We start from the raw sequence: 23,502 nt of genomic DNA, 5'->3' as shown, positions 1-23,502 counted from the left end.
TTGATTGGTCCAACTGGCAAGTATTGAGGCACGTGTGAACAAGATATCTTTTGCTTTGACGAATCTGGCGGCGGTGCTTTGCCTTACCTTGTGTTCCGCTCATGCGCAACTTCCTGAGCCCGATGGCGGGACGATTGAGCGTGGTGTACTGCCCACTCGGTGGCTGTCAGAGGGATTGAAGTGCATGGAGATTCCGGAGTGGCAGGTGCACGAGTACAACCCAAACTTCTTCCTTCTGCGGCAGTCTCCCTGTACGGATTATGAGAAGCCGGTTGTCTTTCTCTTCTTTGGGAAGGACAAGGCGATGCTGATCGACACGGGGTCGAGGAAAGGCAATCTCGCTCCTTCTCTCCAGTGGGTCGTGAAGAACTGGCTGGCAAGGAATGGCCGGACCAGCATTCCGTTATTGGTGGTTCATACTCATGAGCACGGCGACCATATAGCGGGGGATGCGGCACTCCAGGCTATGAACGATCCGGCAATGCCCGTGACCTTTCTCGCTCCTACCGATCTGGAGGCGGCTAAGCGCTTCTATGGAATTACGAACTGGCCCACCGACATCGGACACATCGATCTTGGCGGACGCATGATTGACGTGATTCCGATCCCGGGACACAGTGCGCTGAGCATTGCGTTTTACGATCGGAGGACGGCAATTTTGCTATCGGGCGACACCCTCTATCCGGGACGGCTCTACGTGCAGGACTTCGCAGCCTTTCAGGCAAGCACGGAGCGGCTGATCGAATTCACGAAGGGCAAGCCGGTAGCCCATATTCTGGGGAACCATATCGAGGAGACGAGCACGCCGTTTTTGGATTACCCGGTAGGCACGATCTATCAGCCGAACGAGCATGAACTGGCGTTATCGCGGGGATCGCTGCTGGAGTTGGAAGATGCGCTGCTATCGATGCATGGTGTCCCGCAACGGATGGCGCTCCGGGACTTCTCGGTATGGCCTTCGGGACGGCAGTTTGCAAAACCCGGGGACAAGGAAAAGTACGAGAAGCATGCGAAGGAAGAGAAGGAAAAGATGTGGGACCATTCGCTGCAGTAGCAGCGAATGGCTTCAGGACAAGGCATCGGTAGTCTATCTTTAGATCTTGCATCATCGAAGTTTCTTCGATCTATGAGGAGGAATATGAAGTCAGGTGTTGGTCTTATTGGCTTGATGGGGTTCAGCATTGCGGCTCTGGTATCTGTATCCGTCGGTTTCAACTCGACATCCGTTCAGGCTCGAGAGGATACCGCGAAGCCTGAGTTCTACACAACGCGCGTCAAGCCAATCTTCGACACGAATTGCGCCCGTTGCCACGGGGGACCGAACCATCGCGGAGGATTGAATATGGATACCCGCGAGGCTCTGCTGAAGGGCGGACGTGATGGCGCGGTGGTAGTGCCGGGAGATCCGGCAAAGTCTCTGCTACTCACATTGATCCGTCATGAAGGTCCAGCGAATGATCCCAAGGACATGCCCCCGAACAAGTCAAAGCTTTCGGATGACGATATCAAGACCGTGACGGACTGGATCAAAGCAGGAGCGATCATGCCGCCAGCAGTCGCGCAGTAGAACGTCATACTTGGCCATGAAGAAACGCACAAGCCGGTTGGCTTGTGCGTTTTACTTTGAGGAACCGTTATAGACAACAGGGCTGCCGAGGCTGCCGGCCTTGGGGAGATGGCGAATGTAGAGAACCATCTGCCACATCTCATCATTGGAGAAATCGCCGTTGGACGGGGGCATGCCGGAAGGGTAGATGCCGTTCTTGATGATCCACTTGAGCTGGCCGTCGGTGTAAGCCTGAACCTGGGGCAGAGCGAGCGAGGGGACCGGGGGAGAGACGGCCGCGGCGAAGGGGACGCCGGTGTTCTGGCCGTCGAGGCCATGGCAGACCATGCAGTAGGAAGTAAAGAGCTCTTTTCCTTCTTCGATGTTTTCGGCGCTCGCCTTGATCGGATTGATATCCTTTTTGCCCCCGACGGTGATGTGGTGCTTGGTCCAGTACGCGACCTTGGTTTCGGTTGGCGAGGGAGGGGTAGCGCGGCAGCCCGCGAGGACTAGCGTCGAAAGCAGAAGGATGGCTGGCAGGTGCTTCATGGGTCCATTCAAATTGAGGATTGGGATCAAGGTAATTTGTGTCTCATCATAAACGCCACCCAACGATGATGGAAGTATCGACATCGTTGGGTGGCGCTTTGATGTGCCTGAGAACGGGTCTTCCGGTTAGGCGATGATGTCGTGAATGACGTTTCCAGCAACGTCGGTGAGGCGGAAGTCGCGGCCGCTGGAGCGGAAGGTGAGCTTGGTGTGATCGATACCCATGAGGTAAAGGATCGTAGCGTGGATGTCATGGACATGGACGGGTTTGTCGACCACCTTCCAGCCGAAGTCATCGGTAGCGCCATAGGTCATGCCGCCTTTGACACCGCCGCCTGCGAGCCACATCGTGAAGCCGTGAGGGTTGTGGTCGCGTCCAGCGTGCGTGCCCGCGCCGCCGAGTTCAACGACCGGGGTACGGCCGAACTCCGAACCGCAGACGATGATGGTCTCATCGAGAAGACCACGAGCCTTTAGATCCTTGATGAGGGCAGCGAAGGGCTGATCGGAGTCCTTCGCATTTTTACGGTGGGCCTGGATGTCCTGGTGCGCATCCCAGGGATCGCCAGCGGAGTAGTAGACCTGGACCATGCGGACACCGCGCTCGATGAGGCGGGCGGCGGTAAGACATCCGCGAGCCGTTGAGCCTTCGCCGTACATCTTGATGGTCGCCGCAGACTCTTTGCGAACATCAAAGACGTCGGGGGCTTCGGTCTGCATGCGATAGGCCGTCTCCATCGAGCCGATCGTGGCTTCGAGCTGGGGATCAGCATCCGCTACGTTGCCGTAGGTCTCTTCTTCGTTGAGAGAATCCAGCTTCTTGACGAGTTCCAGTTCCTTGCGCTGCTGCGTGATGTCGTACTTCGAGTTGTGGATGTCAGGAATCAGCTTGTAGGGATCGAAGTCTTTCGAACTCGTGTCGCTCGTCACATAAGTCGCCTGGTTGACGGCAGGAAGGAAACCAGAGCTCCAGAGCGGCGGACCCACGGTGGTGGGAACCTTGGGGCAGAGAACCACAAAGCCAGGAAGATTTTTATTGGTCGTACCGAGGCCATAGGTGAGCCAGGAGCCCATGGAGGGGCGGCCAATGATATTCGCGCCGGTGTTCATCATGATGAGCGCGGGCTCGTGGTTGGGAATCTCCGTGAAGACGGATTTGACGACGCAGATGTCGTCGGCGCAGGCCCCTACATTAGGGAAGAGCTCCGAGACTTCGAGGCCGCTCTTGCCGTAGCGAGAGAACTCGAAGGGAGACTTCATCAGGGTGCCGGTCTTGCGCTCGTGGCCCAGATCGCCGCCGGGCATGGGCTGTCCGTGGTACTTGGTGAGCATCGGCTTGTTGTCGAAACTGTCGATGTGGGACAGGCCGCCGTTCATGAACAGGAAGATGACGTGCTTGGCCTTGGGCTTGAAGTGCGGATCGCGGAGCATCCAGGGATTGGTGGCAGCCGTGTCCGCGGCGACCGAGCCGGGGTTCTTCGCGTTGAGAGTTTCAGCCTCTGCGAGAGACTCGCCGAGCATACCGGCGAAGCTCATCATGGCGAATCCGCCGCCAATCTTACGGAGGGCATCACGACGATTGATAGGTTTCGGCTTCTGACAAGACATAGTCTGATCTCCTGGTTCGAGCAAAATTTCTAGTACTTTCGAATGCCTGGGACCTGTCTGAAAGCGACCGGACCCGCTATAGCCGTGCGATTAGTTGAGAAACTCGAATTCGTTGGAACTGAAGAGAACGCGGCAATATTCCTTCCATGCGCTGATCGGTTCCTGGTTGACCATATAGCCGGGTTTATCCGGAGTCGTCTTCAGGAAATCAATGCCGGCCTGAAGCTCAGCGGGAGTTGGGGCGCGGCCGAAGAGGAGGCGGTAGGTCTCCGTAATGCGGGCTGCGTCGTCACCCTTCGGATAGACACGGTTGGAGAGTACCTCCGCCTGCTTGTACACGAAGGGATCGTTCATGAAGTAGAGGCGCTGGACGGGCACGTTCGTAGAGAAGCGCTGTTCCGCCGTGAACGTCGGGTTGGGGAAGTCGAAGGCCTGCAGGAACGGATCGATGCGGAAGCGGCTGACCTTGGCATAGACCGTGCGCTTGTCGTTATCGATGCCGAGCGCTGTGGCTGGGCCACCTGTCTCCTTGGTGTCGAGATCTCCTGCGACGAAGAGGATGGAGTCACGAAGTTGTTCGGCGTCGAGGCGTTGCAGCGAGAAGTGCGAGTAGAAGCGGTTGAGGGGATCCTTGACGTGCTCGTCCGGAGTCTCCTTGCTGCTCTGCTGATAGACGGCGGAGAGCATGATCATGCGCTGCAGCTTCTTGAGCGACATGCCGTTCTTCTGGAACTGCGTGGCAAGATACTCGAGTAGTGCCGGATCGGAGGGCGGATCGCCGATGACGCCGAAGTTATCCGGCGTATTGACGATACCCGTGCCGAAGTGCCACTTCCAGACCCGATTCACGAAGACGCGGCTGGCGATCGGGCTGGCGATGATATCGTCTGCGAGCTGAAGTCTTCCGCTTCCCTGGGTGTAGGGTTTTTTCCCTGCAGGTCCCAGGACGGTGAGAAAGGCTCTCGGAACGACGTCGCCCTGGGCGTGGGGGTTACCACGCAGGTCGAGCGCGATGTCTACGAGCTTGGGTTTGTCGGCCATGCCATGGACGAAGGGATACATCTCCGGAACGTCCTTGGGGGCACCACGGCGGCCACCACCACCGTCGCCTTGCAGCGAGGTGAGATAGGCCTGTTCGACGGGACCGAGGCGACGGGTGAGTTCCCAGCCGCGGAAGCTGAAGAGAGCTGGATCGCCGCGACCTTCTTCATCGCCCGAGCTGAGGCTACGGACAAAGAGGTCGGTATAGAGATTGGCTTCCTCAGGGGGAAGGACCTTGAGCTCCAGCGTGCAGCCTGGGCAGAACTCATCGTAGGTATCGAACTGATTTGGCTTGACGTCTTTTTCGCGCCGGGTGGGAACACCAGCCTTCGCTTTGATCTTGTCGTTCTCGTCCTCGATGGCTTTGTTCTTGAGTTCGAGATCGAGAATCCGCTGCTGGAAGGAGCTGGCGAGGAACTTGGCCTGATCCTCCGAGCCTCCCTCCGCGATCATGAGCTGCCAATCCTTGAGGTAGGGATAGTAGAGAGGCTTCTTGGCGAGGAACTTTACCCAGCGATCCAGAAGTTCGGGATCGAGACGAGCCTGATCGGCAGCGTCTTCAGACTTCATCTTGGGCTTTCCTGCGACTCGCCAGGCAGCAACCATGTAGGCAGAGCTCTGGGCGGCATAGGCTTTAGAAAGCTGCTCTCCCGCGGTCTTGGTGTACTCCTGCGAGGCATCTTCCTTGCTGTTGGCTTGCTTGAACTTCTCGCGCCAGAAGTTGACTTCGGAGTCGGGTACGAAGTTGTACTCTTTATAGGTGGAGTTCGCGAAGACTCCGCCGAGTGCGTAGTAGTCCTTGGCCAGGATGGGGTCGTACTTGTGATCGTGGCAGCGAGCGCAGGCTACGGTCATTCCGAGGAAACCGCGAGTGACGGCATCGATGCGCTCATTGCGTTCGTCTGCGCGGCCTTGAATCGGCTCTGCCTGATCCCAGATCCAGGGTGCACCGCCGAGGAAGCCCGTCCCCTTGAGATCTTCGGCCGTGGGATGGTTGGACATGAGATCGCCGGCGAGCTGCCGTTTTACGAACTGGTCGTAGGGCATGTCCTGGTTGATGGACTTGATGACCCAGTCGCGATAGACCCAGGCTCCATCGAGCGGCATGTAGCCACGGCCACGCGGATCGAGGCCACGGATATCATCGTCGCCGTAGCGTGCGACATCGAGCCAGTGACGGCCCCAGCGTTCTCCATAATGTGGTGAGGCCAGAAGGCGATCGACGACCTTGGCGAACGCGTCGGGGGTGTTGTCCTTTTCGAAGGCCTCAATCTCTTCAGGCGTGGGCGGCAGGCCGATGAGGTCGAGCGTGGCGCGACGGATGAGGGTGCGCTTGTCGGCCATAGGCGCAGGTTTGAGGCCCTTTTCTTCAAGCTTCGCGAGAACAAAGTGATCGATGTCGGTCTTGGCCCAGGCCTTGAGCTGGGCATCCTTGATCTCGGGAACCGTCGGTTCCTGCAGGGGAACGAAGGACCAGAACTTACGCATGTCGTCGGTGATCTGCTTGCCCGCAGGACGAACCGCCGCAGTGCTCTGGGGCCAGGGAGCGCCCATGCGAATCCAGTCGGAGAGAACCTGAATCTCGTCGGCGGTCAGCTTGGTGCCCTTGGGCGGCATCTTGAGCTCGCCTGTCTGGTGAACGGCCTGGATAAGAAGGCTCTTTTCGGGATCGCCGGAGACGATGGCAGGGCCAGTGTCGCCACCCTTGAGGATGGACTCGCGGGAGGTAAGGCTGAGGCCGCCTGCTGCACGGTCCTGATGGCAGGAGCCGCAGGAGTTGGCGAGGATGGGGCGCACTTTGGTCTCGAAGAAGTCGTCGCCGGGCGTGCCTTTTGCCTGGGCTGAGGTCAGCAGGGCTACGACGGGCTTGGAGGGTTCAGCGCTATCCCAGGAGCCTCCACGTCGAACCCATTCGACGAGGTCGGCAATGTCTCCGTCGGCGAGCTTGTCGCCCTTGGGGGGCATCTTGAGATCGCCGGTCTGGCGAACAGCTTTGATGAGGAGGCTCTTCTCGGGATCGCCGGGAACCATTGCAGGGCCGGAGTCGCCACCCTTCAGTACGCCGTCGAGAGAGTCCAGACGCAGACCGCCGGCCATCTCAGTGGTGTGGCACTGGTAGCAACGCTGAGCGAGAACAGGGCGAACCTTCTGCGTGAAGTATTGAGTGTTGTCCTCGGCTGACGGCGTGGCGGCGGCATGGGCGTTCGCTTGTCCGTGAACGGTGGTATTGCTGGCAGCCAGGAAGCTGATCGTGACGAAGCTACAAGCCCCGAGGATACGGATAAAGGTTTGAGTGGGGATACGAAGGTTCTTCACAGCGTCTCTCCATTTGAGGGGAAGGCGTTAGGTGATTCGTAAGGACCGTTGGCGGCGTCGAGGTCGGCAGAAGGGGCGTGGTGATCTCCGCGAGAGAAACGCTCGACGTGCTCGACGAGATCGAGGAATTGCTGGCCGTTGTTGCGCAGGCTCATGCCGGAGGCGGGAAGCTTCATGTCGAGAGCGACGCGCGAGCCGCAGTGGTCTTCGCGGCTCTGACGAGCGAGAACGATCACGCGGGTTCCGAGGATGAGAGCTTCAGCCGTGTTGTGGGTGACAAAGACGACCGTAGGTTTGGTCTCTCCCCAGACGGTGCGCAGCAGGCGTTGCAGGTTAGAGCGGGTAGCAGGATCGAGTGCGCTGAAGGCCTCGTCCATCAGCAAGACACGAGACTTCATCATGAGTGCCTGCGCGATCGCTACGCGCTGCTGCATGCCGCCGGAGAGCTGATGTGGATACTTCGCGGCGTCCGATGCCTGTAGTCCCATGTGGCTAAGCTGACGAAGCGCCTCTTCGCGGACTTGGCGGCGGAAGGCGCGGAAGCTGGGGAGTAGACGACCGAGGATGTGGTACTTGGAAGTCTCCGGTCCCATGGCGAGGTTCTCGAGAACGGTGCGGTCGGGGAAGAGGGAGTACTTTTGCGGAACGTAGCTGGAGCGGGCATCGACTCGCTGCACGAGACTGCCTGCAACGGAGATACGCCCGGAGGTAGGACGATCCTGACCGAGGATCAGGCGGAGCAGCGTGCTCTTTCCGCAGCCGGTCTCTCCGAGCAGAACGACGAACTCGCCTTCTTCGATATCGAGCGAGATGTTCTCCAATACTGTGCGGCATCCCTTACGTCCCGTGGGGAAGGAGACGGAGACGTCGTCAATATGAATAGCGGTGGCCGTACGGACAGGCGCAGTCGTCATGGTGTCGAGAGATTTCGTCTCTCTCGCGGCGTTTAAGGGAGGTGTCATTTCGAGCGTGCTCAAGCCTGAAACCATGGATGCAGCCTCCTGTTGATCACGCGCAGAGAAAAGTCGATGAGGAAGAGAAGAAAGGCAACCCAGAGGACGTAGGGAAGAATGATGTCCATGCCCATGTGGCGACGCATGATGGCGATGCGATAGGCCAGGCCATCGGAGGCGGCGATCATCTCTCCGGCGAAGAGGAAGAGCATCATGGGCTTGAGGTTGAGGCGAAGGCTGTTGATGACCTGCGGCAGGATCTGCCGGAAGACGACGCGGTAGGCGACGTCGAAGTTGTTGGCGTCCAGGGTGAAGGCTTTGACGATCTGCTCCTGGGGTACGGCCTTCACCATCTGGGTTACATCGAGGATCATGGTGGGCGCGACGCCTATGACGACAAGAGCGATCTTGGACCACTCGTCGATGCCGAAGACGATGAAGAGAATCGGCAGAAGCGAAAGAGCGACGATCTTATCGAAGAAGAGGACGAAGCGCAGGAACCCGGCGCCAAACCAGGGGAAGAGACCGATGTGAAGGGCGAGGATCACAGCAGGAATCAGAAGGAAGAGGCTGATGAAGAAGCGACGGCCGCTCGATACTGTGTCCTTCCAGATCATGGAATGATGAACCCGCTCCCACGTAGAGGCGTTGTCGGCGGGGATGTAATCATCCTCTTCCGCAGGCTCAAGGACAGCGGAACGAATGCCGGCGAGAAGCTGGTGTCCGCTGGGGACGATGCGGTCTTCAGGATTCTCGCGATGCCGGCTGATCGAAGTCTGCATATAGAAGCCGATGCACACAATGAAGATGAGACAGGAGAACGCCTGCATCAGCAGCCGGTTAGGCCGCGCCTGGATGTCGAATGGGGAAAGGTTCGCCATAAGCGCTAGAGCTTTCCTTGTTGGGCAGCCTGCATGTAGGCCGCGTTGAAGCGGAAGCGGACGCGATCTTTCTTGCCCTGAATCGCGCCATTTGGGTAGGCGATAGCTACGTCATCGACGGACTTGATGCCCTGGCCAAGCAGGCCGTGCGTAAAGCAGAACTGGCGAACCAGGTCCATCTTCTTCTGAAGGTCGGGGCTGGTGGTAAAGTCCACGGCGGACTTGGGTGTAGCGAAGAGGGCTGTGGTCTTGAGCTGCTCTTTGTAGGAGTCGGTGGAGTCGCCGGAGGCCGCAGCGGAGTACTTGATGGCAGCAGCTTGTCCTGAAGCGACCTGCTGAATCGTCTCGTACCAGGCGCCGGTGATGGCCTTGGCGAACTTCTGACCATTGGGGGTGTTGAGCAGTTCGGTGCGGATGACGAGAAGATCCATGATCTCGCCGGGAATCTTCGAAGAGTCGAAGATCGAGTGGACACTCTTATCGCCAACAATCTGGCTGACGAGAGGCTTCCAGGTAACGACGGCCTGATTGGACTTGTTATTCAGGAAGGCTGCGACGATGTCGGAGTCTGAGGTGTTAATGAGGTGAAGCTTGGAGAGCTGCGCCTGCTGACCGTTGAGCACCATGCCACGCTCCAACAGATACTCGGATACGGTCTTCTGAACCAGCATAATGGGCTTGCCGGGGAGCGTGCCGAAGTTGAGACCGTTGCGTACCAGGACTGCGTCGTTGCCGTTGCTGTAGTCGCCGACGATGATCGCGGTGGAGTCAACACCGGCGGCGGCCGGCATGTCGAGCGCCTCCATGTTGGTCATGGTGCAGGCATCGATGTTCTTGGCTACAAATGAATCGAGTGAGGCCGCATAGTCAAAGCGCTGAACCTTGATGGTGATGCCGTACTTGTCGGCCCACTTTTTCAGAATGCCGGACTTCTGCATGTAGAAATAGGGGTTCCAACCGGCATAGACGGACCAGCCAACGGTAAAGGTCGGTGTGTCGGCCTGTGCGGCAGCAGGAGCAAGGATTCCGAGAAGCAGGAACATCGCACAGGTCAGAGAGAATAAGCGCGGCTTGGTCACTTTTATCAACACCTCGGCGTTTCGAACGGTCGTACCGTTGCAACGTGTTCTGAGAATTAAGAGTTAGTTAGCTTTCCCTGAGAGCGCCGATCAAGCTGTTACCTGAAGCGGCATCTGTAGTTAACACCGCAAACATGAGCCAAGTTTAGACCGGATAATCGTGAAATCAACGGGGTATTGAAGCAATCGATGCAGGTCATATGAGAATGACATGGGATAGATTTTCTATTATGAGTCGAATAGAGAAATCGAATACTCAAGCGGTTTCTTTCGCGGAAAGCAAGTTAGTTTGAATCGCTGGATGCCGCGCCCATGCCCGCCTTTCCGCCTTCTTTTTTGGGCTTGTAAGTGCCATCGAGGACCTGATCGATCGTGGAGAGCATTTCAGGAGAGTCCGGGGCTGCATCCGGGTCGAGCCGGGCTACGACGTTGCCTTTTTTGTCCACGATGAACTTCGTGTAGTTCCAGGCGACGGGGCCGCCAGCAGGTGCGTTCTTGCTCTTCGTGAGATAGAGATAGAAGGGAAGTGCGTCGTCGCCGGTGAGCTTGGAGACGCCTGTGATGAGGAAGTCGACCTTGGCATCGGCATAGGCCTTTTGAATCTCGGGGCCTGTGCCAGGTTCTGCCGCACCGAATTCGTTGGACGGAATACCGATGACGACGAGCCCCTTGTCCTTGTAGGTATCGTTCAACTTGATGAGAGCGGGAAGCTGGTCGTTGTAACTCGACTTGCGGCCAAGGTTGACGATGAGAATATATTTGCCCTTGTAGTTTGAAAGCGGGATGTCTTTTCCGTCCGAGCTTGGAAGGGAATAGTCATACGCGTTCTTCTCGGACTTGGCATTCGGCCCTTCTGCCGCGTCGGCTCCGCCACCGTGCCGTCTGCCTCCTCCTCCGCCTGATGGTTTTGCTTGGTCTGCGCGGGCGGCCTGTGGGGCTGGGGTGGCAGGAGTATCAGGAGTGGTCTTTGCCTGGGCGAATCCGGGCGTAGCTGAGACTATAAGAAGCGTGAGAAGCAAGGCGTAGCCTGTCTTCGTGAGAACCGTCTTCTGAGGCTTCGGATTTTTAATCAGGTTAGGCACTTGAATACTCCTGGTAGTTATTCCCGGAATCAGCGAAGCTGAATCGATACACCTTCGTTGAAGCCTTACACCCCATCCTCTTGACGTTGAGAGCATGAGGTGTAAGGCGATGACGGTTAGAAGTAGTACTTGCCCGAGAACTGCATCTGCCGAGGCGAGGTAAGCAACGCAGTGTTAGTAGCTGTCGGTGCGTAGTTGCCGAACTTCACATTGGCAACAGGGGCAACAGGAGTACTGAAGCGGACGTTATTGAAGATATTGAATCCCTCGACCGAGATCTTGAAGCTTTGATCGCGGAAGGTCCTGAACGACTTGCTCAGACCATCGTCGAAAGAGAGATAGCCATCGGCCAGCAGCGAGTTCCGTTGGCCGACCTCACCTGGATAGGCATACCGGAAGGCCGCTGCGGCCTGGGCCTGTGTATCCGACTTGAAGGCTGTCTCGTAGGGAGTCGCTGTATTCTGTACGAAGCGATGTCCCCCTGAGGCAATGGGAGCGATCTTAACCAGATAGCTCGTCATGTCGAAGTTGGTTCCATATCCAGAGGCGGATGCGCTCCAGGGAAATGCGCTGCTGTAGCGGACCGTGCCGTTGAGTTGCCAGCCGCTGAGGATGCGGTCCATGATGGCGCCGGGGTTGCTGAAGAACCGCTGGCCTTTACCGAAAGGCAGGCTAAGGCTGTAGTTAGCGGTGAGATTGTGGCGTGCGTCGAAGTCAGAGACAGCGTAGTTCTCATGCGGGTCGAAGGTGTTGAGGATACTGCTTGCGTTGGAGCGCTCGGGGGACGATCCATAGTCCAGCGACTTCGACAATGTGTAGTTGATGTCATACTCATTGCCGTATTTGAAGGCGTGCCGCACGGAAAGCTGGAACGCGTTGTAGTTGCTGGTTCCGATTGAAGACTCTACGTAAATCGAGGTGTATTGAGGGTAGAAGAACTGCTCGATGCCCTTGGGATTGAAGCCGGGAGTGGTATCGAAGTTGTAGAGAGTGTTGGTGTCGTTACCACTCTTGCGATCGACGGAGAGTGAGGCATAGTAGGCCTTGGCGCCGGTGTAAGTGCCCTTTGGAATGGTCGGAGTCGCAGTCTTCTGAGTGTAGGTTGCATTCGGGAAGATGTCCTGAAAGTAACCGCTATTCGGAATGCTGCCGATCGAGGCTCCGGCATCGATCGCCTTGTCAAAGGCGGTCGCGGCTTGGAAGTAGGTGAGGCTACTCGCTGGATCGTAAAGGTTGGTGGGGGCCGCGACATCGAGATTATTTAGAACGTGGCGTCCGAGCCTGCCGACATAAGAAGCCGTGACCGTCATGCCATGGATCACTTCATGCTGGACGGATAGGTTGAAAGTTTCGGCATACGGTGTTTTGAGGTTGGAGTTGATGTCCTTCTTGAAAGAGCTGCCGAAGGCCGTGATAGATGTATCCGCCGGGGTAATGGGGAAGGACTGGGTGGCTGCACTTACAGCGGGTGCGGGTACATTCTCGAAGCCGGTAAACTCCGCGGTGGTAGCGGTAGTAGGGAATGCAAAGCCATTATTACGGCTCAGAGCGAAGGCGCCACCGGAGTCATAGGAATCGATGACCGCTTCACCGAAGTGATCGAAGGCCAGAGCGAAGCCACCGCGAATGGAGGTGCGGTTGTTCGGCGTGGCATAGGCGAAGGCCAGGCGCGGGGCGAAGTTGAGCTTCTGCGGGGTATAGAGGTTGGGCGCTCCATTGGCCTGACCACCCGGCACGACACTGATGCGAGTGTTGTAGGTTGTGCCGGCGGCTGCGGCTGTCTCACGATTCTGCAGGAAGGTAGTGCCAAGATCGATATTGGGTGCGACCTGCTGACCGTTCTCCTCGTAGGGCACGCCAAGATGGGTATAGCGGAGGCCGGCGGTCAGAGTAAGCTGCGACGTGGCCTTCCACTGATCCTGAAAGTAGTATTCCTGCTCAAGCGCCTTATAGATGTGAGTGGGAACCGTTCCGGTGGGGGCGGCAACCAGTGAGTTGTTTTGAACGACGAAGTTGGTATAAGAGGTGGCAGAGGTGATGCCGCCAACGTTCGCCAGGATGTCATTGTTGTACGAAGGATAGAAAGACGTCGCGACTGCTCCGTAGGCTCCGGTTGGATCGAGGTTGGCACCACTCCCCGCAATAGCATCCGAGGCCAGCACCGTGTAGGACACAGAGGCAGAAGAGTAGAGCGTGTTGGAGGCATAACGACTATTGGAGATAAAGCGGTCGTTTATTCCGAACTGAAGGGTATGTTTACCTTTTACATAGGTCGCGTCATCGATGATGTTGTTGGTGGTGACGATGTAAATCGTGTCTCCTGTGGATCCGGTACCTGTACCGGTGAGCGAACTAAAGGCGCCGAAGCTGACGTACGGATGAGATCCGGCGCCTCGAGTTGCCGTTCCCTCACGGACATACCCATACCGCAGATTGTTTGTCAAAGCATTGTCGATCTGCCAGATATGACCGGCGGCCAGGCCCTTATTATTGCTGTAGGTAAGGCTGTTTGCCGGTTGGCCAGGAAACTGAAGTGCGCTGGCCTGATTGTCGCTCTGGAGTGTGCCTCGAATGAAGAAGCTCTGGTGCGAGTTGATCGTGTAATCCAGGCGAGCGACATTGGTGATCTGGTGGACGGGCTGCGGCGATGCGAAGATATAGGTTCCCGTGTTATAGCCGTCACCACCGGAGTTTGAATTCGCCGCGGGGAACTGTTTGAAGTAGGCGAGGGCCGCAGCATTGGTACCGGGTGCGCTGCACAGCGTGCAGCCCTGATCAATAGCCGCGATATCACTCGGCGTCAGCACCTGAACCCCGCTCGAGGCCAATGGGTAGAGGACGTTTCCAGTGACCAGGCCACCCACATTTACGCCATTAACGTTGACCATTCCTCCAGCAACAGGATTAGGGATGGAGGGCACGATCTGCGTGACGATGGCGTCTGTCGCCTGCTTGAAGCCTTCATAGGCCCCGAAAAAGAAGAGCTTGTCCTTAATGATCGGAGCGCCCAGAGAGCCGCCATAGGTGTGCTGCAGCACCTTAGCGGCGATGTTGGGCTGCTGCGACTGGAGTTGCGTTTGTTTGAGAAACCAGCTATTTGCCGCTGCCGCTGGATCGCGATAGAGCTCGTAAGCACTGCCATGAATTTTGTTGGTGCCGCTGCGGGTGCTGACGGAGACCTGGCCACCGGAAGACCGGCCTGCATCCGCGCCGCTGTTGGTCGTGGTGACGCGGAACTCTTCGACAGACTCACGTGTGGAACGCAGCACCCCGACAAAGGCATATCCGTAGTTAGGGTCATTGTTGTCGACGCCGTCGAGAGTGAGGTTCGTCTGGTCCTGTCGCGCGCCATTCACGATGCCGGTACGGATGTCGGTATTGACGCCGCCTGTGGTAGCACCGGGATCAAGGGCGAGAACACCTGGTTGAAGCGATAGAAGATAGTTGACGTTATTGGCCAGATAGGGAAGATTCTGGACCTGTGCACTATTGAAGGCTTTGCCAAGGGTCGCATCCGTGGTGTTGATTGCAGACAAGGATGTGCTCTCGACATCGACGACTTCATTTGCTCCAACCGTCAGCTTGAAGTTGGCTTTGAGTGGGGTGGCGACAAGGAGTTCCACTTGCTCGACCTGCTCGGAAAAGCCCGGAACGACGACTGTGACCGTATATTTGCCAGGCTCAACCTGTTCGAAGCCATAGTTGCCCTTGGCGTCAGTCTTGATGCTCTTGGTAAGTCCGGTCGCAGGGTTGGAGATGGTAACAGCAGCATCGGCCAGCATGGCGCCGGTGGCATCCATGACAGTGCCTGTGAGGCTGGTGGTATTACTCTGCGCCATCATGGGGCGAGACAGAAGCGGAGAGACAGCTCCTAGAAGCGTACAGATAAGGCCGAAAAACGATACCGTAACCAATCGTTTGATACGAAAGTCCATGCACTACCTCCAAGGAAGCGGGATGAAATAGAAGCGGATGATTTTGCAATTCTGCAAGTGCAGATGGAATCTGCATTCGTCGGAACCGACGAAAGGCCTTTTATTGCTGTCTGGTGAAAAGAGCTTAGCCTGCGAGAAGTGAAAGTCAAAGGGACATGGATTTCTCTTATGGACCGCATAAGGCGCGAAGATTGCATCTCTGCCAAAGGATCGGTACTGTGTGTGCCCCATCCTTTCGTGAAACTCCAGCAATTGAAACGAGATGACGCTATCTATAGAAGGGAACGCACGAAGATGAGAGATAGGATCTCAACGGAGTAAATGGCCCATATTTGAGCCTGTTTGGGTGCAATCAGCTATGTAAGGCGCTTGCTATCCGTGTTTGCCTATATCGGTGATAGCCAATTTGCATACCCGCTCATTGCCAAATGCTTTTGTGGTCTAGTTAAGAAAATCTGTGACTACGCAGAATCTCCTTTCCTATCCATGATTTCCATGCAGGGGGCTTGAAAGAAATGTCCTTACACGATCAGGTTTTGTCCGTAACGGGGCGTACCCTTCTCTTCGCTGGGATTGCGTTGGCACCGCTCGCATTCAGTCAGACGCCATCCTCACCGCCAGTTCCTCCAACGGGACAGGCTCCCGTCAGGGTTCGGCCGCCTCGTATCGTCAGGCCGGGCGTGGCTACGGAAGGTGTCTCGCGCTCCATGGCGGATATCCAGACCGAAGCTGTCCTCCCGGTTGAGGGATCGCCTGATTGGGCTGTCGTCACGAAAGACTCCGTCTGGATTACCAGTGCTCGATCGAATCATGTCGTCCAGCTTCTTGCAGCTACCAATAAGGTGGGGCTGATCGTCGATGTGCAGCGTCCTTGCTCGGGATTGGCGGACGGATTCGGATCGATCTGGATTCCGAGCTGCGGTGGACACTCTGTCATTCGTGTCGATCCCACAACGGGAAAGACGGTGGCGGAGATCACACGAGATCCGGCGAACTCGGAGGGTGGAATTACTGTTGGTGCGGGCTCGGTCTGGATGGTTACGAAGCCATCAGCCCTGGTGCGCATCGATCCAAAGACGAATGCGGTAGTCGCAACGATTCAACTGCCCTCTGGTTCGGAAAATCCTTTATTCAGCGATGGCTTTCTATGGGTCTCCTCTTTTGAGCATGACCAACTACTGAAGGTCGATCCTGCTTCGGAAAAGATTGTCGCCACGATTCCCGTTGGGCCGAAGCCGCGTTTCCTTACGGCGGGTGCCGGTTCGGTATGGACGCTCAACCAGGGCGATGGAACGATCTCCCGGGTCGAGATGAAGACTGGCAAAGTCGTTGCGACGGTCTCGTGTGGCATCCCCGGCAGCGGGGGAGAGATCACCTTTGGAGCTGGATCTGTGTGGGCTACCATGTTTGATTTTCCCTTGACCCAGGTGGACCCCAGGACAAATAAGGTCGCGAAGCAGTGGGGAGGCCCAGGCGGTGATGGCATACGGTTCGGATTCGGATCGGTGTGGCTTTCCAATGGACGTCAAGGCACCGTGTGGCGAATATCCCCAGACCAGAAATAACGAGCTGTGCTTTTGATTTATGACATCAGCAGAAATCCTGGAACGGATGCACTGGATGTGCATCGCCCTTTCAGTAGAAGGTACTGAAGAAGGACGGATCTATTGAATACATCTACTCTCTGGGAGGAGACTCTCCCCGGCTCGTCTTCCTGGTCTCATATCTTGAAGCGCGGTACAGCGCTTCGCATTGAGGCGATTGAAGACAACAGCAATGTAGGCGCTATCTTTCTCAACGCCGACAATCCGTCAGAACGTCTCAATCTATCCGATACGTTGAAGGCGCAGCATATTGCCCGCCTGGCGAAAGATTCTGTCCTGTACTCCGATATGGGAAGGATTCTCTGCTCCATTACGGACGATACGCTTGGCTGGCACGATCCTCTTGGCGGTTGCTCCGACGCTACGCTTGTCGAGAAGAAATACGGCAGGCTCTCCTATCAGGAGGCGAAAAATAACTGGCATCAGAATGCGCTCGATGGCTTCCTGATTGAGTTGGCAAAGTATGGAATGAACGGCCGTGACCTCATGATGAATGTGAACTTCTTCAGCAAGGTTGCGGTACGCGAAGACGGCGGGATGCGGTTTGTTGAGAATCACTCGGCGGCTGGTTCGGCTATAGAGCTGCGTTCAGAGATGAATACGCTTGTGATTCTCAATACCTGTCAGCATCCCATGGACCCGGACAAGACCTATGCGCAACGTCCGGTCAAGCTGACGATCAAGAAGGTAGAAGCTCCAGGACCTGACGATACCTGCCGGAATGCCTGTCCGGAAAATGGTCGAGGTTTCATTCTCACCGAGCGATATTTCGTTTAAATCCAAGGAGTTTTTATGGTGACAGAGACAACGATTCAAGTGAGCCCGCGTCTGCCCGATGACGCAATCTTCAACGAGACCATTGAAGCCGGTGATTACTTCGTCCACGAGATCTTTCAAGGACAGACCGTTCGCATTGTCGATCTGCGGGGAAACCAGGCAGTAGATACTCTTTTTTACAATGCGCATAACTACTCCGATCGCTATAGCGCGCAGGACACGATTCGCGAGCAGAACAATATCTACCTCACGACGGGAACAAAGCTGATCTCAACCAATCGTAACGTCATGTTGACGATTGTGGCGGACACTTGCGGTCAGCACGACACCCTTGGAGGCGCTTGTTCCGCGGAGAGCAATATGATTCGCTACGCCATTCATACGCATTCCATGCACGCCTGCCGGCAGAGCTTTCTGAAGGGAGCTCTCGCCTGGTCCAAAGAGACTGGACAGGAGCTGGGGAAGCGTGATCTCACTGCTAATGTCAACTTCTTCATGAACGTTCCCGTGACCTCCGAGGGAAAGCTCACCTTTGAAGATGGGGTATCCGATGCGGGAAAATATGTGGAACTGCGGGCGGAGATGGACGTGCTGATGGTCATCTCTAACTGTCCCCAATTGAACAATCCGTGTAATGCGTATAACCCGACCCCTGCGCAGGTTCTTGTCTGGGATGCGAAATAGGAGATGTATGTTTAGAAAAATTTTGATCGCCAACCGCGGCGCAATTGCCTGCAGGATTGAACGTACCTTGCATCGTCTGGGCGTAGGCTCGGTGGCCGTTTACTCTACGGCGGACAAAAACTCCTTGCACGTTCTGCAGGCTGATGAAGCTGTTCTGATTGGCGAAGCTCCGGCGGCCTCGAGCTATCTTTCTTTCGAGGCGATCTTTGCCGCTGCGGCGCAGACGAGCGCAGAGGCGATTCATCCTGGCTATGGCTTCCTGAGTGAAAACATTCAGTTTGCACGTGAGTGCGCGGCGCGGGGGATCACCTTTATTGGACCTGCTCCGGAACATATTGAAGCGTTTGCGCTGAAGCATACGGCACGCGCTACCGCAAAGGCTTGCGGTGTTCCTTTGTTGCCTGGCACAGGTCTGCTGTCGAGTCTCGAAGACGCTCTGGCGCAGGCTGAGCTGCTGAAGTACCCAGTGATGCTGAAGAGTTCCGGCGGCGGTGGTGGGATCGGCATGCGTGTTTGCCACTCCGCTGAACAGCTTGGCGAAGCCTACGAGTCTGTGCTTCGTTTGAGCCGTGCGAACTTTGGCGATAGTGGTGTGTATCTTGAGAAGTTTGTGTCGCGCGCGCGCCATATTGAGGTGCAGATCTTTGGCGACGGAGCGGGCAATGTCCTGGCCCTGGGAGAACGGGATTGCTCTGCCCAGCGCCGCCATCAGAAGGTGTTGGAAGAGACGCCGGCTCCGGGCCTTACAGAGGCTACTCGAGAGCAGTTGAGGTCCGCAGCGATTCTACTGGCGAAGGCCGTGAACTATGCCTCAGCCGGTACGGTCGAATTTATCTACGATGACGACACGAACGAGTTCTACTTCCTGGAGGTAAACACGCGCCTGCAGGTGGAACACGGCGTGACCGAAGAGGTTACTGGGATCGATCTAGTTGAGTGGATGGTCCGTCAGGCTGCGGGTGATATGTCGCCCCTGGATTCTTTTACGATCAAGCCTGCAGGAGCTTCGATCGAGGCCAGGGTCTATGCGGAAGATCCCGCGCATAACTTCCAGCCGACTCCGGGAAAACTGACTCTGGTGAAATTTCCGGATGCCAGCCTGGCTCGTGTTGAAACATGGATCGAGTCCGGAACTACCATTACCTCTTTCTACGATCCGATGATCGCGAAGATTATCGTCCATGGAAAAGACAGGGAAGAGGCTTTGCAGAAGCTCTCTGCGGCTCTTTCCGCTACCGCGATTGATGGTACTGAGACGAATCTGCGGTATCTGAGAGAGGTGATTCAGACGCCGGAGTTTGTGTCGGGCAAGATCACAACCTCCTTCCTTGGGACCTTTGCGTTTGCCCGGCACGCCGTGGAAGTGCTCGAGGGTGGAACGCAGACTACGATTCAGGACTACCCAGGCCGCATCGGCTATTGGAATATCGGCGTGCCGCCCTCCGGTCCGATGGATCATCTGTCCTTCCGGATTGCCAACCGGTTGGTGGGTAATCCCGAGAGTGCCTCTGCGACCGAGTTCGCTACGATGGGTGGCCGTCTCAAATTCCATGGCAATACACGCATTGCTCTTACAGGCGCCGATATGGGGGCAAAGCTCAATGGGACGTTGATACCAATGTGGACAGCTGTTGAGGTCAAGGCGGGTAGCGTACTGTCCCTTGGTGCGGCGTCGAAAGAAGGTACTCGTACCTATCTGGCTGTCCAGGGGAGCTTCGATACGCAGCCTTATCTTGGAAGCCGCAGCACCTTCGTGCTCGGTGGTTTCGGCGGTCACGCTGGGAGGGGATTACGCGCTGGGGATGTTCTTCATATCGGCCAGCAGGATTTAGCGCTTGAGACGGCAGCAGTCTTGCCCTCTGCGCTTGTGCCAGCGCTCACGCACACTTGGACCATCGGCGTCCTCTTCGGCCCTCATACGGCACCGGAGTTCTTTACCGAAGAAGATATCGAGATGCTCTTCTCGACGCAGTGGAAGGTGCATTATCAGAGCGATCGGACAGGGGTAAGACTGGTTGGACCGAAGCCCACGTGGGCGCGGCCTGACGGCGGCGAAGCCGGACTGCATCCTTCCAATATTCACGACAACGCCTATGCCATCGGTACGATCGACTTTACTGGCGACATGCCAATCCTGCTCGGGCCCGACGGTCCCAGCCTGGGAGGATTTGTTTGCCCTGCCACAATCGTGCAAGCCGAGCTCTGGAAGCTCGGGCAGCTTAAGGCCGGTGATCTCGTTCAGTTCTACCGCGTGAATCTTGCCCAGGCTGAAGCGATGGAGAAAGAACAGGATAAGTTTCTCCAGAGCTTTAGCAGCCCCTTAGCCGCACTTCCTGAAGCGCCTACGCTTGAACCGGCTATATTGAAGCGAATTACAGACCGTGCCCAGTCCATGACCTTTCGTGCGGACGGCGATAAGTATCTCCTCGTGGAGTACGGAGAGTTACAGCTTGATCTGAACCTGCGATTCCGTGTTCATATCCTCGAGCAGAATCTGCGTGCTGCGAATATTCCGGGCATCATCGATATCACTCCAGGAATCCGTTCGCTGCATATTCACTACGACAGCCGCAAGCTTGCCCGGCAGAAGTTGATCGATGCTCTGGACGAGATCGACCGCACCATGCCGGAGCTTACGGACATCACAGTTCCGTCGCGCATCGTGCACCTGCCGCTGTCGTGGGACGATCCTCAGGCAAAGCTCGCACAGCAGAAATATATGCAGGCCGTGAGGCCGGATGCTCCCTGGTGCCCCTCGAATATCGAGTTTATTCGGCGCATCAATGGACTGGATTCCATCGATGACGTCTATCGCATTGTGCATGAGGCTAGTTATTTAGTGCTTGGGCTGGGCGATGTTTATCTCGGAGCCCCGGTAGCGACGCCGATTGATCCTCGCCATCGCCTTGTCACCACGAAGTACAATCCTGCGCGCACGTGGACTCCGGAGAACGCTGTTGGCATTGGCGGAGCTTACATGTGCGTCTACGGAATGGAAGGCCCCGGCGGATACCAGTTAGTCGGTCGCACCATTCAGGTGTGGAACACCTGGAAGTCAACGCCGGCCTTTGCCGAGGGCATTCCGTGGTCGCTGCGCTTCTTCGACCAGATTCGTTTCTATCCGGTTTCCGCGGAAGAGTTACTTGATGCTCGGGAACGGTTTCCGCATGGCGGTTACGAACTGAAGGTTGAGGAGACTACCTTCAACCTCGCTGACTATCAGCGTTTTCTCGATTCCATCAGCGTTGAAGCCGCTGCGTTCAAACGACATCAGAAGGAATCCTTCGATGCGGAGCGGGAGCGCTGGCGTGCTGACGGTTTGCTGACGGTGGTTGAACCGCCTGAGGTTCCTCAGGAGACGGAAAGCGCCACGGTGGCAGAAGGTTGCGAGGGAGTTTCTTCTCCTCTTACTGCAAGCGTCTTCCAGATCGCCGTCAAGCCGGGACAGGTCGTTGCCGAGGATGAAAAGTTGATCGTCCTCGATGCCATGAAGACCGAGATTGCGATTTCCTCGCCTATCAGCGGCACCGTCGAAGAGATCCATTGTGAACTCGGAGCCATTGTCAACGGTGGACAGTTACTCGTTTCCATTCGTCCCTCTTAGCACGGAAAATGATGTGGTGAAAGGCAGCAACGATTATGGATATTACATCGATCCACAAAGCCTATGCCTCCGGCCAGGTGACTCCTGAAGCTGTGGTCAACGAGATCTACGACCGCATCGATGCAGAAGGATTGCATCCTGTGTGGATCGCGCTGGTTCCCCGGGAGCAGGCTCTGGAGCGCGCAAGGAAACTGCAATCCGCAGTACAGGCGGATCTGCCCCTTTATGGAATTCCTTTCGCGGTGAAAGACAATATCGACGTTGCCGGTATTCCTACTACGGCAGCGTGTCCGGAATATTCCTATACTCCGGAGCAGAACGCTACGGTTGTTACCCGGTTGGAAGCTGCAGGAGCCTTGCTGATCGGTAAGACCAACATGGACCAGTTCGCAACGGGACTCGTTGGTACGAGAACTCCGTACGGAGTCTGCTCCAGTGTTTTTGATAAGAGATATATCTCGGGTGGTTCCAGCTCTGGTTCGGCTGTCTCGGTTGCCAGCGGTTTGGTGAGCTTCTCGTTAGGTACGGATACTGCAGGCTCGGGGCGTGTTCCTGCGATGTTCAATAACCTGATCGGACTGAAGCCGACACGTGGGGTCTTGAGCACTCATGGCGTGGTCCCTGCCTGCCGCACGCTGGATTGCGTGTCGATCTTCGCGGAGACTGCATCCGATGCTGCAGTGGTGTTGAGTGCGGCTCGAGGCCTCGATGGTCAAGACCCTTACTCTCGTGTTCCTGCCATTGGTGCGGGAGCGGCTCCCTGGATCGCCGCACCAAGCTTTCGCTTTGGTGTTCCTGCGGCTGCCATGCTGGAGTTCTATGGGGACGCACATAATCCCGCGCTCTATCAGGCTGCGGTAGAAAAACTCGTGGCGCTGGGAGGACAGCCCGTCGAATTTGACCTCGCTCCTTTTCTGGCCACGGCACAGTTGCTCTATAAAGGGCCCTGGGTTGCAGAGCGTTATGCTGCGATAGAGCCGTTCATTGAGAAGCACGTTGAGGCGATGGACGCGACGGTTGCGAAGATCATTCAGGGTGCGGCTAATTATTCAGCAATCGATACCTTCAAGGCAGCTTATAAGCTCGAAAAGCTTCGCCAGCAGACTGCACGAGTGTGGAACTCCATCGACGTGATGGTTCTTCCAACTGCACCTCGAACCTATACGATAGAAGAGATTGCTGAAGCTCCGATTGAGCGGAATAGCCACCTCGGACAGTACACGAACTTCGTCAATCTGCTGGATCTTTCAGCGGTCGCCTTACCGGCTGGTTTTCGTCCGGATGGCTTGCCGTTCGGTGTCAGTCTTATTGGACAGGCATTTCAAGAGACCGCTCTTCTTGTGCTGGCGGACCGTTTGCATCGAGGCCTTGTATCTACTCTGGGTGTCTCCGACAGGAAGCTGGCTGAAACACCTGCGTTGGTTGCTGCAACGCCGCCGCCCGGCTGCTTACTGATGGCGGTTGTCGGCGCCCACCTTACCGGTCAACCGCTGAATTGGCAGTTGACGGAACGCAAGGGCTCTCTTCTCCGAACCTGCCGCACGTATTCCAACTATAAATTTTACGCTTTGAAGGGAACCGTACCTCCTAAGCCCGGACTTGTGCGTGTCCCCGGTTTTGAAGGTCCAGGGATTGAAGTTGAGGTCTGGGCTCTTCCAGAGGATACTGTCGGAAGCTTTGTTGACGGAGTTCCGCAACCACTTTCGATTGGGACGCTTCGTCTTGAAGATGGGGTTCTAGTTAAAGGTTTTCTTGTAGAACCTGCCGCAACTGATGATGCCATTGAGATCACCCATCTTGGTGGATGGCGCAAATATCTCGAAAGTCTGAAGTAGGTGAAAGA

15 protein-coding genes are annotated in these 23,502 nt (G+C 56.4%); 7 read left to right on the top strand and 8 right to left on the bottom strand.

Annotated elements, in window-relative coordinates; all coding sequences use genetic code 11:
- The first annotated feature begins 34 nt into the window (after positions 1–34).
- On the top strand, positions 35–1,054 hold the full coding sequence (locus HDF15_RS03340; protein WP_184252837.1) for an MBL fold metallo-hydrolase: 1,020 nt from the start codon (positions 35–37) through the stop codon (positions 1,052–1,054).
- Positions 1,055–1,138: 84 nt separating this feature from the next.
- Positions 1,139–1,567 carry a c-type cytochrome domain-containing protein gene (locus HDF15_RS03335; RefSeq protein ID WP_184252836.1) on the top strand — a complete coding sequence of 143 codons (429 nt, stop codon included), beginning with the start codon at positions 1,139–1,141 and terminating at the stop codon, positions 1,565–1,567.
- Between the two features lie 51 nt (positions 1,568–1,618).
- Here the strand turns inward: HDF15_RS03335 and HDF15_RS03330 are convergent, their stop codons facing one another.
- The 8 genes from HDF15_RS03330 to HDF15_RS03295 form a co-directional block, all read right to left on the bottom strand.
- Complete coding sequence (locus tag HDF15_RS03330) at positions 1,619–2,095, bottom strand: cytochrome c (protein WP_260330791.1); 477 nt, start codon at positions 2,093–2,095, stop codon at positions 1,619–1,621.
- A 126-nt stretch (positions 2,096–2,221) separates the two neighbouring features.
- Positions 2,222–3,703 (bottom strand): DUF1501 domain-containing protein, encoded by a 1,482-nt coding sequence (locus HDF15_RS03325; protein ID WP_184252834.1) that lies wholly within the window; start codon positions 3,701–3,703, stop codon positions 2,222–2,224.
- A gap of 90 nt (positions 3,704–3,793) precedes the next feature.
- Entirely contained in the window at positions 3,794–7,060 is a 3,267-nt protein-coding gene (locus HDF15_RS03320) for a PSD1 and planctomycete cytochrome C domain-containing protein (protein ID WP_184252833.1), read from the bottom strand.
- Positions 7,057–8,049 (bottom strand): ABC transporter ATP-binding protein, encoded by a 993-nt coding sequence (locus HDF15_RS03315; RefSeq protein ID WP_184252832.1) that lies wholly within the window; start codon positions 8,047–8,049, stop codon positions 7,057–7,059. Before HDF15_RS03315 ends, HDF15_RS03320 begins: the two co-directional genes overlap by 4 nt.
- On the bottom strand, positions 8,034–8,894 hold the full coding sequence (locus HDF15_RS03310) for an ABC transporter permease (RefSeq protein WP_184252831.1): 861 nt from the start codon (positions 8,892–8,894) through the stop codon (positions 8,034–8,036). Before HDF15_RS03310 ends, HDF15_RS03315 begins: the two co-directional genes overlap by 16 nt.
- 5 nt (positions 8,895–8,899) lie before the next feature.
- Positions 8,900–9,973, bottom strand: a complete 1,074-nt coding sequence (locus HDF15_RS03305; RefSeq protein ID WP_184252830.1) for a putative urea ABC transporter substrate-binding protein — start codon at positions 9,971–9,973, stop codon at positions 8,900–8,902.
- A gap of 284 nt (positions 9,974–10,257) precedes the next feature.
- On the bottom strand, positions 10,258–11,055 hold the full coding sequence (locus HDF15_RS03300; RefSeq protein ID WP_184252829.1) for a glutathione peroxidase: 798 nt from the start codon (positions 11,053–11,055) through the stop codon (positions 10,258–10,260).
- Positions 11,056–11,171: 116 nt separating this feature from the next.
- On the bottom strand, positions 11,172–14,990 hold the full coding sequence (locus tag HDF15_RS03295; RefSeq protein WP_184252828.1) for a carboxypeptidase-like regulatory domain-containing protein: 3,819 nt from the start codon (positions 14,988–14,990) through the stop codon (positions 11,172–11,174).
- A gap of 515 nt (positions 14,991–15,505) precedes the next feature.
- Between HDF15_RS03295 and HDF15_RS03290 the strand changes: the two genes are divergently transcribed.
- The 5 genes from HDF15_RS03290 (at position 15,506) to atzF (ending at position 23,494) form a co-directional block, all read left to right on the top strand.
- Entirely contained in the window at positions 15,506–16,555 is a 1,050-nt protein-coding gene (locus HDF15_RS03290; protein ID WP_184252827.1) for a hypothetical protein, read from the top strand.
- Between the two features lie 102 nt (positions 16,556–16,657).
- Positions 16,658–17,371, top strand: coding sequence for an urea amidolyase associated protein UAAP1 (locus HDF15_RS03285; protein ID WP_184252826.1), 714 nt, complete (start codon positions 16,658–16,660; stop codon positions 17,369–17,371).
- Between the two features lie 15 nt (positions 17,372–17,386).
- A complete protein-coding gene (locus HDF15_RS03280; protein WP_184252825.1) occupies positions 17,387–18,055 on the top strand; it encodes an urea amidolyase associated protein UAAP2 in 669 nt (222 codons plus the stop codon).
- Between the two features lie 7 nt (positions 18,056–18,062).
- Entirely contained in the window at positions 18,063–21,659 is a 3,597-nt protein-coding gene (gene uca, locus HDF15_RS03275; protein ID WP_184252824.1) for an urea carboxylase, read from the top strand.
- Between the two features lie 35 nt (positions 21,660–21,694).
- Complete coding sequence (gene atzF / locus HDF15_RS03270; RefSeq protein WP_184252823.1) at positions 21,695–23,494, top strand: allophanate hydrolase; 1,800 nt, start codon at positions 21,695–21,697, stop codon at positions 23,492–23,494.
- Positions 23,495–23,502: the final 8 nt, after the last annotated feature.

The sequence above is a fragment of the Granulicella mallensis genome, assembly GCF_014203225.1.
Classification (GTDB): Bacteria; Acidobacteriota; Terriglobia; order Terriglobales; family Acidobacteriaceae; genus Granulicella; species Granulicella mallensis_A.
Note: the sequence above shows the minus strand (reverse complement) of the source record. Positions and strands in the feature narration are given on the sequence as shown.

Coding starts and splice junctions, on each gene's coding strand:
- HDF15_RS03335 (WP_184252836.1), top strand. CDS start 1,139: ATGAAGTCAGGTGTTGGTCTTATTGGCTTGATGGGGTTCAGCATTGCG.
- HDF15_RS03330 (WP_260330791.1), bottom strand. CDS start 2,095: ATGAAGCACCTGCCAGCCATCCTTCTGCTTTCGACGCTAGTCCTCGCG.
- HDF15_RS03325 (WP_184252834.1), bottom strand. CDS start 3,703: ATGTCTTGTCAGAAGCCGAAACCTATCAATCGTCGTGATGCCCTCCGT.
- HDF15_RS03315 (WP_184252832.1), bottom strand. CDS start 8,049: ATGGTTTCAGGCTTGAGCACGCTCGAAATGACACCTCCCTTAAACGCC.
- HDF15_RS03310 (WP_184252831.1), bottom strand. CDS start 8,894: ATGGCGAACCTTTCCCCATTCGACATCCAGGCGCGGCCTAACCGGCTG.
- HDF15_RS03295 (WP_184252828.1), bottom strand. CDS start 14,990: ATGGACTTTCGTATCAAACGATTGGTTACGGTATCGTTTTTCGGCCTT.
- HDF15_RS03290 (WP_184252827.1), top strand. CDS start 15,506: ATGTCCTTACACGATCAGGTTTTGTCCGTAACGGGGCGTACCCTTCTC.
- HDF15_RS03280 (WP_184252825.1), top strand. CDS start 17,387: ATGGTGACAGAGACAACGATTCAAGTGAGCCCGCGTCTGCCCGATGAC.
- uca (WP_184252824.1), top strand. CDS start 18,063: ATGTTTAGAAAAATTTTGATCGCCAACCGCGGCGCAATTGCCTGCAGG.
- atzF (WP_184252823.1), top strand. CDS start 21,695: ATGGATATTACATCGATCCACAAAGCCTATGCCTCCGGCCAGGTGACT.